This is a genomic window from Pseudoalteromonas sp. Z9A6 (assembly GCF_011378805.1).
GTDB lineage: Bacteria > Pseudomonadota > Gammaproteobacteria > Enterobacterales > Alteromonadaceae > Pseudoalteromonas > Pseudoalteromonas distincta.
In genome coordinates, this window is sequence record NZ_WTKZ01000001.1 from 150,459 (window position 1) to 165,291 (window position 14,833).

The window sequence follows — 14,833 nt, forward strand, 5'->3', positions numbered from 1 at the left end:
GTGTGCTAATTCTTAAGCATTAAAAAAGCCGCCTTTGGAGAAGGGCGGCTTGGGTTAACAAACAGCTATGGGTGTAGCCTTGCTGTTATATCAAGAGAGTTTTTACTAATTACATTAAGCAGCGCTTTGATCAGCTTCTTCAGAGTGACGAATTAAATAATCAAATGCACCTAAACTTGCTGTTGCACCGCTGCCCATTGCAATAATAATTTGTTTAAACGGAGTATTGGTTGCATCCCCCGCGCCGTAAATTCCTGGTAGTGAAGTTGCGCCTTTAGCATCAATCAGTATTTCACCAAATTTGCTTAATTCAAGGTCGCTGTCTTTTAACCATTCGGTATTTGGTATTAAGCCTATTTGTACAAATATACCGGCAAGTTCAAGCTCTTTGCTCTCTCCCGACACTCTATCTGTGTACATTAAGCCAGTTACTTTTTTACCATCACCAAGTACTTCGGTAGTTTGTGCACTTTTGATAATAGTAATATTAGCCATGCTTTTAGCTTTACGAATAAGCACTTCATCAGCACGTAGTGTGTCTGCAAATTCAAGTACCGTAACACTTTGCACAATATTAGCTAAATCGATTGCTGCTTCTATACCTGAATTACCACCGCCAATTACGACAACAGGTTTACCTTTAAATAAAGGGCCATCACAATGTGGGCAATATGCCACACCATGGCCGCGATATTCTTGCTCCCCTGGTACGTTCATTTCGCGCCAACGTGCACCAGTGGCAAGTACGAGCGACTTAGCTTTAAGCACTGCGCCATTTTCTAGTGTAATTTCGTAGCCATTGTTATAACCAAGTGCCGCTGCACGCTGATTATGCATTACATCTACATCGTATTCTTTAACGTGCTCTTCAAGCTGAGCAACCAATTTAGGACCTTCAGTCGCTTTAATCGAAATAAAGTTTTCTATTGCTAGTGTATCGGCAACTTGTCCACCAAATCTATCAGCCACAATGCCTGTATTTAACCCTTTTCGTGCTGAGTAAATTGCAGCCGACGCGCCCGCTGGGCCGCCACCAACTACCAGTACATCAAACTCGTCTTTTTCGCTTAGTGCTGCTGCTTGTTTAGCAGCCCCTTTGCTATCTACTTTATTAAGTATGTCAGTAAGGCTTAGTGCACCTTGGCTAAATGGTTCGCCATTTAAATATACAGCCGGTACAGCTAAAATATTTCGCTCTTCTACTTCATCTTGAAATAATGCACCGTCAATCATGGTGGCTTTAATATTACTGTTTGTTGCTGCCATAGTGTTAAGTGCTTGCACTACTTGCGGGCACGTTTGGCAACTTAAACTTATGTATACTTCAAAGTTCAGCTCTTGAGTAAGCGATTGTATTTGCTCAATGTCTTCGCTTTTAGCTTTACTTGCGTGTCCGCCAGTATGCAAAAGTGCTAACACTAAACTTGTGAATTCATGACCCATAGGTACGCCTGCAAACGTAATATGAGTGTTTTTAATAGGTGAATGTACAACCATTGACGGGCGACGCGCGCTTGTATCTGGGTTGTTCATTACCGTAAATTTATCGCTCAGTGAGGCTAAATCGTTCGCTAAGCTTTCTACTTCTGCTGATTTTTTGCTGTCATCCAAGGCAATAAGCAGCTCAACAGGTTGAGTAAGCGATTCAAAATGGCTTTTTAATTGATTTTTTATGTTGTTATCTAACATGGCTTAACCCTTTTAGGAAAATTTAAACAGCAAGCCTCCCATGCCAAATAATGCATGTGCTTAAACAAGTATATTGATATAGGAGGCACCAACAAACGGATGTTCGTTGATTTAAGGGCAGTTACCTGCCCTTATAGTAGGAATAAATCTATACTTAGATTTTACCAACTAGGTCTAGTGAAGGTGCAAGTGTGTCTTCACCTGGCTGCCAAGATGCAGGACAAACTTCACCGTCGTGAGTTGCAATGTATTGTGCAGCTTGTACTTTACGAACAAGTTCTTTAGCGCTTCGGCCAATCCCTAAATCGTGAGTTTCGATAATTTTAATTTCGCCTTCTGGGTTCATTACAAATGTACCGCGAAGTGCTAAGCCTTCTTCTTCAATCATTACGCCAAAGCTACGAGTAATACGTCCTGTTGGGTCGCCAATCATTGGGTAAGTAATTTTACCAATTGTGTCTGACGTATCGTGCCATGCTTTGTGAGTGAAGTGAGTGTCAGTAGATACTGAGTAAACTTCTACGCCCATTTCTTGAAGTTGTGCGTAATAATCTGCAACATCACCAAGTTCAGTAGGACATACAAATGTAAAGTCTGCTGGGTAAAAGAAGAAGATTGACCATTTACCTAGAACATCTTTTTCAGACAATTCTACAAAGTCACCGTTGTGGTAAGCGGTTGCATTGAATGGTTGTAATTTAGTATTGATTAATGAAGTGCTCATGGTATTTCCTCATCTATATTTAATGTATTTAAAAAGTAATCAACGCTCTCGTTTAAAACGACCTTCTGCGTTGGCTTGGTTAATACAATAAGGCTAATGGATAATTAAATAAAATTGATTGTTTAGATTAAAACAATCGGTTTTTTTGGATTGAACTATATAATCCCTGTTATCGTAAGCATTATTTGGATTGTAAACGCTGGCGAATTATTAAGATCGCTAATCGCAATACTGCTACAATAGCCGCGCTTCAAATAAGTCATTAAATATAAGGCACGCCGTAATGGAAAAATTTTTTAACCACATACAACTAGGTTACTTAGGCTTAATCCCGTTTTTAGGGTGTGTGGGTTGGCCACTTATGTTTGGCAGTAATAGCCTTAACTTAGAGTTTTTTACTTTTTACAGTATCGCCATTTTAGCATTTATGGCAGGTAGCTTGTGGCGCGCCGGAGAGCAAAGCTATAGCAATGCAATTAAAGCGGTATTACCTGTTATCCCAGTTCCATTTTTATCATTTTTACCTGTAGAGTGGGCACTGGCTTGGCTAGGTGCTAGTTTTTGGTTAGTACTTATATTTGAAAAAGCCACGCCGCAATGGCAAACCTATCATAAAGATTATCAAAAAATGCGTGTAGTACTTACCTCTGTTGTGTTTGTTTGTCATATCCTTACTATTGGTATGAGTATTTACCCTAAATAGCAGCTGTAAACTTAAATATTGCGTGGTAATAAGGTAATATCCGCGCACTGCTATTTGAGGACACACCATGATTGACCAACTACGCCAACAACTCGATGAACTTGGCGAAAACTACGTAGAAAAAAACGCTGCATTTAAAATCAAAGTGATCCCATTTTTTTGTGCTATTCGCATTAAAAAAGATCATAAGAGCGAAGGTCGTTTAAGCTTTTATTCAAGTCAATTACTCGAAATATTTTTAGTTGTCTTATTTTTGCTATTCGGTTTAACACTGTACGATACAGATGCAGGGTTCACTCACGGCCCTATTCATATTGCCTTTGCCATTTTAATTACCTTTAATCTTATTATTAAACAAATCGCTATTGAAGGGTTAAAAACCAGACTTGCGTTTCATCGTTTACTAGCAAAAGACTCACAAACAAATAGCGATATAAATAATACTGCTACAAACATAAACGCTAAATAAAATATGTATTTAAATCCTCAATGGCGAATACTCACCGTAGGCGATGGCGATTTATCGTTTTCGAACGCTATTTACACTCATCTATCGCCAAAAGCTTTGGTTGCATCCACTTACGATGACCAAACTACTATTGAGCAAAAATACCAGCACAATGCACTTAGCAACTTAAAAGCGCATAACGTTGAGGTACTTAATAGTTTTGATGTAACAAACCATGCATGTTGGCAAGCTCTAAGTGAAAACCAGCACAGCTTTGATGTGGTTATTTTTCAGTTTCCGCTTATACCTGCATTTGTTGGCCGTGAAGCGTTTGAAAACAACACGCGCCAAACCAGTATGAACGTATTAAACCGCGCTTTACTGCACCAATTTATTAAATACGCTAACGAATACGCGCTTGATAAAAATGGGCCAATGCTTTGTTACATCACCTCAAAGGATGTAAAACCTTATCGTGAGTGGAATATAGAGGGGAGTTTAAATAACGGTTTAACCGCAGATTATTTAGGCCAAACCCCATTTGATATTAGCCATTTTGAAGGTTATAAAATTCGTAATGTTGACCGCGACAAACACGTTAAAGACACAAGCGGCATAACTTACGTTTTCAGCCCAAAAAGTCTCGATAAACATACTAGCGAATTAAGCTCACGCCTTACAAAGCCTGCATACTTAACATCTAACCATTGCCCCCTATGCCGCGTTGGGCCTTATGTGGCAAGCGAGGACGAAGCCAAGCATCTAAACGCTAAAAAGCATCAGCAAATGCTACATCTTGAAAGCGATTGGCAACAATGGCTAAATGAGTTTTATCGCTAATTAATAGCCCTGCTATTGTTAATTCAATTATACGTTTTCGTGTTTAATTAAATCAGCCGCTTTTTCAGCAATCGCAATTACCGGCGCATTTGTGTTGCCGGTAATAATAGTAGGCATAATCGACGCATCAACTACGCGTAAGTTACTTACCCCGTGTACTCGTAAATTAGTATCTACTACTGCCATTGAGTCTTGCCCCATTTTACATGTCCCTACTGGGTGATATTCGGTATCTGCAGTTTGGCGTATAAACTCAATTAGCTGCTCATCATTATTTATATCAAGCGGGTAGAGCATTTTACCGCGTATGTTATCAAAAGCGTTGCTTTGCATAATAGCGAGTGTTTTTTTAAGACCAGCAAGCATTACAGTTAAATCATCTGGATGGCTTAAATAATTAGGGTCAATAAGCGGTGCACTACGCGGATTGTTATCAGCTAATGTAATAGTACCTCGGCTTTTGGGGCGCATAATACTGCTGTGTATACTGTAACCATGCCCAGTGTGTAATTTACGACTATGATCGTCCACCAGCCCAATTACAAATTCTAGCTGCACATCGGGCGCTGGCGAGCCTTCAAATAATTTAATAAACGCGTGCGACTCTGCAAAATTACTGGTTAATCGCCCTTCTCGTTTACTAAACCAGTTAACGCATCCTTTTAAAATGCTGGCAATGCCAAGCGGGCTTATACCAAATGTGCCTTTACTTGTTTTTGATTTATAAAGTGGCACTACCGTTAAGTGATCTTGTAAATTAGCGCCAACACCTTCAAGTACGTGCTGAACCTTAATGTTATGTGCACTTAACTGCTCTTTTGGGCCAATACCCGAAAGCATTAATATTTGCGGCGAATTAATAGAGCCAGCACTGAGTATTACCTCTTTTTTAGCACGTAAATTAATAACCTCCTTATTACGCCCTATTTGCACGCCTTGCGTTATCTTATTAGCTATATTTATTTTATTAACGTGGCTATGGGTTAATACCGTTAAATTCGGGCGGTTTAAATGCGGTGTTAAATATGCTTTTGCTGCACTACAACGCTCGCCATTGTGCTGAGTTACCTGCGATAAACGCGCGCCGCTTTGCTCTTTACCATTTATATCACCGCTTAAATTAACGCCCTGCTCAGCACAGGCATTTAAAAAATATTGGTTTACATTGCTTGGGTTACTTAGCTCTTGTATATGTAGCGGGCCTTTTATTCCGTGCAACTCATTATTTATAAACGCTTTATTGTTCTCAGCTTTAATAAAGTACGGGAGTAAACTCTCAAAATCCCATCCCGTATTGCCATTAGCAGCCCATTGGTCGTAATCGTATTTGTTACCGCGAATATAAACCATTGCATTGGTAGAGCTTGACCCACCCAATACTTTGCCGCGCGGCACAAAACCACAGCGGTTATTAAGCTCTTTTTGTGGCACCGTATTGTAATGCCAGCTATTTATGCCATAAGGCACACTCGCTGCTATGCCAGCTGGCATTTGCACAAATGCACTTTTATCGCTGCCGCCAGCTTCAATTAAACACACACTGACATTTTTATCCTCAGACAATCGCGATGCCATAACGCAGCCGCCACTGCCTGCACCAATTATGATGTAATCATACTCTGTGCTCATACAACTTGCCGTTTACTTTTTATTTACACCACAATACATAAAACCAGCTCATTAATCGCTATTTATATTGCATAAACCCTCAGCTAAAAAACGACGTTAATTAAAGCCTAAACACATTAAAAACTTAACCTTTAAAACAAACACGCCAAAATTTAAAATGATACAATTATCGCTCTTATATTTTCCAAGGAGTGAGCATGAACTTTGTTATTGTTGGCACCAATTTTATTAGCGACACATTGTTAGCCGCTGCAAATACGTTAAACGATTTTAATTTATATGGGGTGTGCTCGCGCGCAGTATCTAGCGGCGAAGCATTTTTAGCCAAACACCCACAAAATGCACAAGCAAAAATTTTCACCTCAATCGAGCAAGTTTGCCAAGATCAAAATGTCGATGCTGTCTACATAGCCGCCCCTAATAGCTTACACAAACAATATGCCGTTATGTGTCTAGAAGCGGGTAAACATGTCCTTGGCGAAAAACCATCAGCTGCCAATTCTAAAGAGCTTGCAAGCATTATAGCTACAGCAAAAAAACATCAGCGCCTTTACATGGAAGCCATGATGACCACTCACTTGCCTAACTATGAACAGCTACAACAGGCAATGGTAAAAATTGGCACACCACGTAAATATATTGGCCAGTACAGTCAATACTCATCGCGTTACGATAAGTATAAAAATGGAGAACGCCCAAACACATTTTTACCCGAGTTTGCAAATGGTGCTTTAGTTGATTTAGGGATTTACCCGCTGTATTTATTAATTGCACTTTGGGGGGCACCAAAAAGCGTGAGTGCCAGTGGCGTATTGCTCGATACTGGTGTAGATGGTGCGGGCGATGTATTACTAAACTATGCAGATAAACAAGCCGTTATTAGTTACTCCAAAATATCGCAAGGCGACAACATAACCGAAATACAAGGCGAGCTTGGGCGCATACGTATAGAAGCCGTATCGCAACTTAAAAAAGTGGAATTTATTACTAATAATGGTGATGTAGAGATTATATCCCAGCCGTTTGATGAGCACTTTATGAAATACGAAGTTGAGCATTTCATGTCATTAGTGAAGCAAAATATCCTTGAGTCACCTGTTAATACGCACATTTTAGCCAGTAACGTAATGAGCGTTCTTGATGAAGCGCGCAAACAGCTTGGGGTTGTGTACCCTAACGACTAATTAAATAAAATATGGGCGTTAACCAACGACAGCTAACGCCCAGAAGAAAGCTTAAATAGCTCTCGTACAACGACACATTTTACAAAACACTTTAAAATAGCGATCCCCATCCATGGGCAATCAAATACTTCTACAACAAACTTAACACTGACAACCCAACTCGGTTTATTACCAATATTTATTACTCAATAACCTTAAATCTAACCTAACACATAAAAACATTACCAATCAAGCTGGCCAATTACATTATTTTAAACTAAATTGGTGATACAAGAATGCAACCGTTGGTGTAAAGTGGTTTTTAACCCTAACATCGCGTTAGAATTTTGACATAATAGTGAATTTTAAGGTAACCTCTGACATTAACAGTTGGTTTTGACTTATAGGCCCCAGAGGCCACTATTCCTTAAGGTAATGAAGGTAAAGTATGGGTAATCGTCGCTTATTTTGGCGCATAGTTGATAAAATTGAGTCTTTAATAAATCAAGGCGAATTTTCTGCTGGGAGTCGTTTACCACCTGAACGTGAACTTGCAGAAATGTTTGATGTAAGTCGCCCTACCATTAGAGAAGCTATTATCGCATTAGAAGTACGTGGCCGAGTTGAAGTTAAAACCGGCTCTGGTGTTTACGTAGTAGAACAAAAAAATGCATCTATAAAATCAAAAGAGATCAGTGCATTTGAACTTACTCAAGCTCGCGCATTAATTGAAGGCGAAATTGCCGCTTTAGCTGCTCAAAGCATTACAGAAGAAGAACTAGAGCAACTAAATAAAACATTAATTGCTATGGAAAAAGGCCTGTATGTTGAGCAAGCCGACCGTGAGTTTCACGAAATTATAGCTAGAGCAACGCGTAATAAAGCACTTGAATTTGCAGTGTCTAACTTGTGGGATTTACGTTTAACAAACCCACAAATTGTTGCTGACTATGGCAGTGTGTGTAAAAACAATAACGAATGCGTTATGGACGAACACACCGCTATTTATACAGCCCTAAAGTCGCATGATGCAAATGCAGCGCGCAGTGCAATGCACAAACATTTTAACCGCTTAATTAATGCTTTATTTGACGCTGTAGAATCGCGTGCACTTGAAGAAATTAAACGCAAAAATGATGAAAAACGAGGCCTCTACTCGCTTGATGGCTTAGTTAATAAAAGTGCCCACTAAGGCCTTTTAACCAACTGATTAAAGTTAGCAAACGCCTGTTTGCTAACTTTACCTCTTACTTTATTTACCTGCCCTATTTAATATACTTTTAATTGCGCTATTTTTGGTCGCAAACACTTACCTATAAATTTAAAAAAAGATACTATGCCGCCATTAATATCGGGCGGGTTTAGCTTTTATACTCCCTGCATTACAATTTAACTAATTGATAGAGTTACTCAACTCAAGGATAAAAATGCAATCATCTTCAAAAAGCTTTTTACTAGCAGTGTTGTGCGTACTAATGGCTATGGTCACCATACAGTCTGGCGCCTCAATTGCTAAACAACTTTTCCCAATTGTTGGCCCTGAGGGTACGACGGCACTTAGGCTTGGTTTTTCTGCTCTAATACTTTGTTTAGTGTTTAAACCGTGGAAACACTTACCCACACGAGGCAATCGTATTCCTATAGTTGTGTATGGTTTAAGTTTAGGCGGTATGAACATTTTGTTTTATTACGCCATTGAACGTATTCCACTTGGCATAGGTGTAGCGCTTGAATTTACAGGCCCGCTTGCTGTTGCCTTATTTTCATCGCGCCGTAAACGTGATTTATTTTGGGTTGCCTGTGCTATTGCCGGTATTTTGCTTCTGCTTCCAGATATGAGCGGCCAAGACAGCCTTGATCCATTGGGTGTAGCGCTTGCGCTTGGTGCTGGTGCATGTTGGGCAGGTTATATATTATTTGGTAAAAAAACGGGCACACAAAGCTCTGGTGGAGCAACTGTCGCATTGGGTATGACCGTTGCCGCTATAGTGCTAGTACCATACGGCGGCATTATGCAAAGCGCCGCGTTTACGTGGGAAATTATCCCACTGGGTATTGGTATTGCTATTTTATCAAGCGCACTGCCTTACACACTTGAAATGGTTGCACTGCGTAACATGCCTTCACAAGGGTTTAGCGTAATGATGAGTTTAGAGCCTGCAATAGCTTCGCTCGCAGGGTTTATTATACTGGGTGAATTGCTTACTTTATGGCAGTGGCTCGCTATTTTACTTGTAATTATTGCATCTGTTGGTAGCTCGTTTTCAAACGCAAAAAAACAGACTACTTAGTTAACTACCAAATAACCTAAATAATCTAAATAAAGTCACCACGCAACATGGTGACTTTATTCTGTTGTATCCAGTAATTTTTTAACTCACAGCCTTACTTTGCTTTTTAGTTGTAACCAAATAGCCAATCAACGAAATAAGCGGCATGCCCGTCGCGACCAGAGCAATACCTGTCCACCCGCACGCTTCATATAATGGGCTGGCAATAAGCGAGCCTACTGCGCCACCTACAAATATACTCGTCATGTAAATAGCGTTTAAACGCGCACGGCTTTGCGGCTCTAGTGCATACACTGCACGTTGACCCAATACCATATTGGCCTGCACAGCAAAATCAATAAACACACCGGTTAATGCCAATACTATAATGCCGTAAGGTAGCTCAAATAAGCTTGGTAAAAAGCACACTGCTGCAATTACTTTGGCCAGTAACGATACCTGATGTGTATAGCCTTTATCTGCCAAGCGACCAACAATGGGGGCAGCTACAGCACCTGCCGCACCCACTAATGCAAACAATGCTATTTCTGATTGCGATAAACCATACTCACGGGCAAGCACAACCGGTACGCTCGTCCAAAATAAACTGAACGATGCAAACATTAATGCTTGAAAAAGTGAACGTTGGCGCAGCATTGGTTGGCTAATCATTAACTGTTTAAGCGATTTTAATAACTTAAAATACGTTGTTTTATGGGTAGGTTGCCTGCTTGGAATAGCAAAATAAATTACGCCTGCAATAAACACCATACACCCTGCTGCAAAGTAAAATACAGCACGCCAACCAAAGTGATCGGCTATTAAGCTCGATATTGGCCTTGCAAGCAAAATACCTAACAGCAAACCTGCCATAATATTACCAAGCACCTGTCCGCGTTTTTCATCCGACGATAAATGCGCAGCAAGCGGAATAAGAACCTGAACAGACACCGAGCTTATACCTATCATCAAACATAAAATAAGCATTACATTAGGTGAATCAGCCAATGCCGTACCCACTAAACTTAAAAACGACACAGCGAGCGTTATAAGCATTAAGCGTTTGTTTTCTATTAAGTCAGCTAAAGGCACTAAAAAAAACAAACCTAAGGCATAACCTATTTGTGTAAGCGATACGATAAGGCTGGCACTATGCGAGCTTAACCCCACCTCTGGTGCTAGTAACTCAATGATAGGTTGAGCGTAGTAAATATTGGCAACAATAAGGCCGCAGCACAAAGCAATAATAGTGACGAGTGTATTGCTAAGTGGTTGTGGTGAAACGCCTGTTTGGGTCATGTGTATCCTACTTTACAAAAATAATAAAACCCAACCAGCAAACGCTGATTGGGTTTTTACAAAAAACTAAACTTTACTTAATTGGGGATGGCTGCCCATGTGGGCTTGAGCGTAAATACTGTTTAGGTGCAGTCACTGTAGCACCAAGCTCTGCAGCAACATGCCACGGCCAATGCGGGTTATATAAAATACCACGCGCAAGTGCTACGCCATCGGCTTGCTGCTCACTAATAATATCTTCGGCTTGTTGCGCCTCAGTGATTAAACCAACGGCTATTACAGGCATTTTAACAACGTTTTTTATCGCTGTTGCAAATGGCACCTGAAAATTAGGTTTTACTGGTATTTGTTGCTCAGGACTTAAACCCGCCGTACTTACATGAATAAAATCACAGCCGAGTTCATCAAGCGCTTTACTAAGCACTATCGATTGCTCTAAATCCCAGCCGCCTTCAACCCAATCGGTTGCCGAGATACGCACACCCACTGCTTTTTCACTTGGGAATACCGCGCGTACTGCTTTAAATACCTCAAGCAATAAGCGCATTCTGTTTTCTAGGCTACCACCGTAGTTGTCATCGCGCTTGTTTGAAAGTGGCGACAAAAACTGGTGTAACAGGTAACCGTGCGCACCATGTAGCTCGATTAAATCAAGGCCGAGTTCATCAGCGCGTTTAGCTGCACTGACAAAGTCTTTAATTAGTGAGTCAATATCGGATTGGCTCATTGCTTTTGGTACTGGGCTGTTAGCGTCATACGCAATTGCCGAAGGGGCGAGCGTTTGCCAGCCATTAACATCATCAGGTGCAATGGCATCGCCACCGTCCCATGGTTTTTCAGTTGATGCTTTGCGCCCAGCATGCGCTAACTGAATACCAATAGGCATAGGGCTGTATTGCCTTACTGCTTTTAGGCTTTTGTCTAGGGCTTGCTGGGTTTCGTTATTCCAAAGCCCTAAATCGCCATAGCTAATACGCCCTTCTGGGTTTACTGCTGTTGCTTCTAAAATAAGTAATCCTGCACCACTTAAACTCAATTGGCCCAAATGAATAGTATGCCAATCGCTAGCAGCGCCATTGTTTGCTGAATACTGGCACATGGGTGCAATAATAATACGGTTATCTAACGTTACTTGCCCAAGTGATAAAGGCGAAAATAGTTGGCTCATTGTTAATCCTTAAAAACACGCACAAAAAAGTGCTGACAAAACAAAAAAAAGAATACGAAGCGGCAATCAAACACGCTCACTCAATAACTTACACAGTTACTTATAATTCCGACTTAACACTCTTAATGGGGATAAAAATATACTTTAATAGTGCTGATAAAAGCATAATTAATAACATTATAAACTATCAATTTTAATGTAATAATTTGTTTAACGAGCACATCATAAAGCCATTTTTAAAAAATGAATGACTATTTACCTTTAAACAAGAGTGCGATTTTTAACCTAGCTGTACCTAATAGGACTAAGCTATTGCTTATATTGCCTATTAACTAAATACCCCCCCCCCACAAACAAAATATATTTATTCTATAAAAGTGAATTAAAATTCCAAGCTACTTCACTCCCTGATAAACTGCTTAACTTAATTTACTAATGTAAAACATTTGAACCGGGGATCACTTTTTATGTTTAAACCAAGCTTGTTAACCTTGGCTATTTCGAGCGCTGTTTCTAGCGTATTTTTATTGCCTAATGCCGCACTTGCTCAAGAAGAAGTTGCAGCTAAAAACAAATCACTCGAAGTAATCGAAGTTACAGCAACAAGGCGCAGCGGCTCTGTGCAAAATGCACCGCTAAATATTACAGCCCTTGATGCAGATATTATGAAAGATCAAAATATCAATGAGCTTGCCGATGTAGCGCGCTGGGTACCTGGTTTAACAATTACCGATCAAGGTGGTCGCTCAGGCTCGCCTATTATTGTTCGTGGTTTAAATACCAATTCATCTGGTCCATCATCAGATGGCGGCACGGTATCTACTTACATTAACGAAATTCCGGTTTCGGTAGATATGCGCCTTGTAGATATTGAGCGTGTTGAAGTATTAATTGGGCCACAAGGCACCCTTTATGGTGCAGGCACATTAGGCGGTGCAATTCGCTACATGCTTAAACAGCCTGAGCTTGATTTTACATCGCTTGAAGTTTACGGCGACCTGTTTCAAACAAAAGAAAGTGACTCTCTAGGTGGCGAAGGCGGTTTTATATTTAACCTTCCTATTATCGAAGATAAATTAGCGGTACGCGCCAGCTTAAATGTATATGAAGATCCGGGTTTTATCGATTACGGCTATGTAGTACGTGAACCTGGCGTATCGTTGCCAGATCCAGATTGGAGCGATAGCTCAGCAGTTAATAACAACCTTAAAAATGTAAAAGACGCCAACGGCGAAACCACCACAACAGGTCGTATTTCCGTACGCTTTAAACCAAATGAATCGTTTGAAGGTACGCTTAACTACTTTTACCAAAACCAAGACAGCGAAGGCCGCTCGATTGTTCATTACAACAGCCTTAATGCAAATAACGGTTTAAGCGATGTAATAGGTAAATACGAATCGGCTTATCGCTTTGAAGAACCTCGCGAGAAAAAAGATCAATTACTAAGCCTCGAACTAAAAGCCGACCTAGGTTTTGCAGAGCTAGTATCGGCAACCGGTATTTCAAGCTTTGATGCCGACGGTCAACGCGATCAAACAGACTTACTAATTCGTCTTGATTACGGTTATGAAGAGTTTCCTTCGTTTTCAACGTTTACCCGTGAAATTGACGAAGAAGATACCTTTACTCAAGAAATTCGCTTAGTGTCGCAAGGCGACAGCGACTTTAACTGGATTGTGGGTGGCTTTTACAACAAAACAGAAACCGAAGCATCAAGCCGAGAGTTTACCCCTGGGTTTGACCAATTCGCTATCGATAACTTTGGTGGCGAGCAGCTAAGACCTGACTCATTAGAATACTTAGAGCTTACAAAAAGTACCGTCACTGAGTCTGCACTATTTGGTGAAGTTGGCTACCAAGTTACCGACAAATTAGATGTGACCATTGGTGCCCGTTTTTACAAATACGATATAGAGTCGCAAGCGGCTTTTGACTTCCCGCTAGCAAATACATTATATGGTGGAGTAGATCCTGATGTAACCACCGTTGCATACGAAAAAGACGAAGCAGGCGATAACGGTAACTTATTTAAATTTAATGCTAAATACCAGTTCACTGACTCAGTAATGGGCTATGTAACAGTAAGTGAAGGCTTTAGAATTGGTGGTTCAAACGGTTTAGTGTCTTGCCCTGATCCAATTGTTGAGGATCAACAAACAGGTTGTGGTAAACCTGACGAATTATTATATGAAGCCGACACCACAACAAACTACGAGCTAGGCTTTAAAAGTACATGGTTTAGAAGCCAGCTACACTTTAACGCCGCGTTATTTAACGTAGATTGGGATGATGCACAAATTACAGGCGCTACAGATATAGGTCAATTAACGTACCTTTCAAACGCAGGCAGCGCTAATGCAAGAGGGGTAGAAATTTCAACCCGTGCTATTTTATCTGACTCGTTTTCAGTTTACGCAACCTATGCTTACACAAAAGCAGAGCTAACATCAGACGCACCATTTTTGTTTAATGCCGATGGTACCGATGGCGCAGAAGACGGCGACCGTTTACCAGGCTCACCTGAAAATCAATTTTCTATGGGTGTAAACTATCAAACAGACGTGTTTAACGACAAAACGCTTGATATTAACTACGGTTTAACCGCGCAAAGCGACGTGCTTTCAAGAGTAGGGCTTCGTGATAACGGCGAAACACTACCAGGTTACAGCTTAAGTAATATATCAGCTAAATTAACAGCCGATGCATGGTCAACTACGCTATATGTTGATAACCTATTCAACAAATACGCGGTTACATCCGTTCGTCGTTCAGATGAAGACATAACATCAGCTAATGGCGCCGACATACAACGTAACTACGGCCATTACATTAATCGCCCGCTTACGGTAGGTGTTAAATTTAACTACAAATTTGAAATATAATTTAAGCGACTTTTA

General features: G+C 40.5%; 12 protein-coding genes. 7 read left to right on the plus strand and 5 right to left on the minus strand.

Annotated elements, in window-relative coordinates; all coding sequences use genetic code 11:
* Positions 1–114 precede the first annotated feature (114 nt).
* Together ahpF and ahpC are read right to left on the minus strand one after the other, a co-directional pair.
* Positions 115–1,689, minus strand: coding sequence for an alkyl hydroperoxide reductase subunit F (gene ahpF / locus GQR53_RS00645; protein WP_165742573.1), 1,575 nt, complete (start codon positions 1,687–1,689; stop codon positions 115–117).
* Between the two features lie 154 nt (positions 1,690–1,843).
* On the minus strand, positions 1,844–2,413 hold the full coding sequence (gene ahpC / locus GQR53_RS00650; protein WP_007581822.1) for an alkyl hydroperoxide reductase subunit C: 570 nt from the start codon (positions 2,411–2,413) through the stop codon (positions 1,844–1,846).
* A 283-nt stretch (positions 2,414–2,696) separates the two neighbouring features.
* Between ahpC and GQR53_RS00655 the strand changes: the two genes are divergently transcribed.
* From GQR53_RS00655 to GQR53_RS00665, 3 genes are all read left to right on the plus strand, one after another.
* Positions 2,697–3,116: a DUF3429 domain-containing protein gene (locus GQR53_RS00655; RefSeq protein ID WP_165725021.1), complete on the plus strand. Its 420-nt coding sequence runs from the start codon at positions 2,697–2,699 to the stop codon at positions 3,114–3,116.
* Positions 3,117–3,183: 67 nt separating this feature from the next.
* Positions 3,184–3,585, plus strand: a complete 402-nt coding sequence (locus GQR53_RS00660) for a hypothetical protein (protein WP_002960599.1) — start codon at positions 3,184–3,186, stop codon at positions 3,583–3,585.
* 3 nt (positions 3,586–3,588) lie between these two features.
* Positions 3,589–4,404 (plus strand): class I SAM-dependent methyltransferase, encoded by an 816-nt coding sequence (locus tag GQR53_RS00665; RefSeq protein WP_165742574.1) that lies wholly within the window; start codon positions 3,589–3,591, stop codon positions 4,402–4,404.
* A 27-nt stretch (positions 4,405–4,431) separates the two neighbouring features.
* Here the strand turns inward: GQR53_RS00665 and GQR53_RS00670 are convergent, their stop codons facing one another.
* Positions 4,432–6,033 carry a GMC family oxidoreductase N-terminal domain-containing protein gene (locus tag GQR53_RS00670; RefSeq protein WP_165742575.1) on the minus strand — a complete coding sequence of 534 codons (1,602 nt, stop codon included), beginning with the start codon at positions 6,031–6,033 and terminating at the stop codon, positions 4,432–4,434.
* 197 nt (positions 6,034–6,230) lie between these two features.
* Here GQR53_RS00670 and GQR53_RS00675 point away from each other — a divergent pair, with 197 nt between their 5' ends.
* The 3 genes from GQR53_RS00675 to GQR53_RS00685 all read left to right on the plus strand — a co-directional run bounded on the left by GQR53_RS00675 (position 6,231) and on the right by GQR53_RS00685 (position 9,487).
* The gene (locus GQR53_RS00675; RefSeq protein ID WP_165742576.1) at positions 6,231–7,217 is read left to right on the plus strand and encodes a Gfo/Idh/MocA family oxidoreductase; all 987 of its coding nucleotides are present in this window, start codon (positions 6,231–6,233) and stop codon (positions 7,215–7,217) included.
* A gap of 427 nt (positions 7,218–7,644) precedes the next feature.
* Positions 7,645–8,388: a FadR/GntR family transcriptional regulator gene (locus GQR53_RS00680; RefSeq protein WP_002960591.1), complete on the plus strand. Its 744-nt coding sequence runs from the start codon at positions 7,645–7,647 to the stop codon at positions 8,386–8,388.
* Positions 8,389–8,623: 235 nt separating this feature from the next.
* Positions 8,624–9,487, plus strand: a complete 864-nt coding sequence (locus tag GQR53_RS00685) for a DMT family transporter (protein WP_165742577.1) — start codon at positions 8,624–8,626, stop codon at positions 9,485–9,487.
* Between the two features lie 81 nt (positions 9,488–9,568).
* Here the strand turns inward: GQR53_RS00685 and GQR53_RS00690 are convergent, their stop codons facing one another.
* Complete coding sequence (locus GQR53_RS00690) at positions 9,569–10,765, minus strand: MFS transporter (protein ID WP_165742578.1); 1,197 nt, start codon at positions 10,763–10,765, stop codon at positions 9,569–9,571.
* A gap of 73 nt (positions 10,766–10,838) precedes the next feature.
* Entirely contained in the window at positions 10,839–11,933 is a 1,095-nt protein-coding gene (locus tag GQR53_RS00695; protein WP_165723381.1) for an NADH:flavin oxidoreductase/NADH oxidase, read from the minus strand.
* A 467-nt stretch (positions 11,934–12,400) separates the two neighbouring features.
* On the opposite strand from GQR53_RS00695, the gene GQR53_RS00700 reads away from it, so the two are divergent.
* Positions 12,401–14,818 carry a TonB-dependent receptor gene (locus GQR53_RS00700; protein ID WP_165742579.1) on the plus strand — a complete coding sequence of 806 codons (2,418 nt, stop codon included), beginning with the start codon at positions 12,401–12,403 and terminating at the stop codon, positions 14,816–14,818.
* The last annotated feature ends 15 nt before the right edge of the window (positions 14,819–14,833 follow it).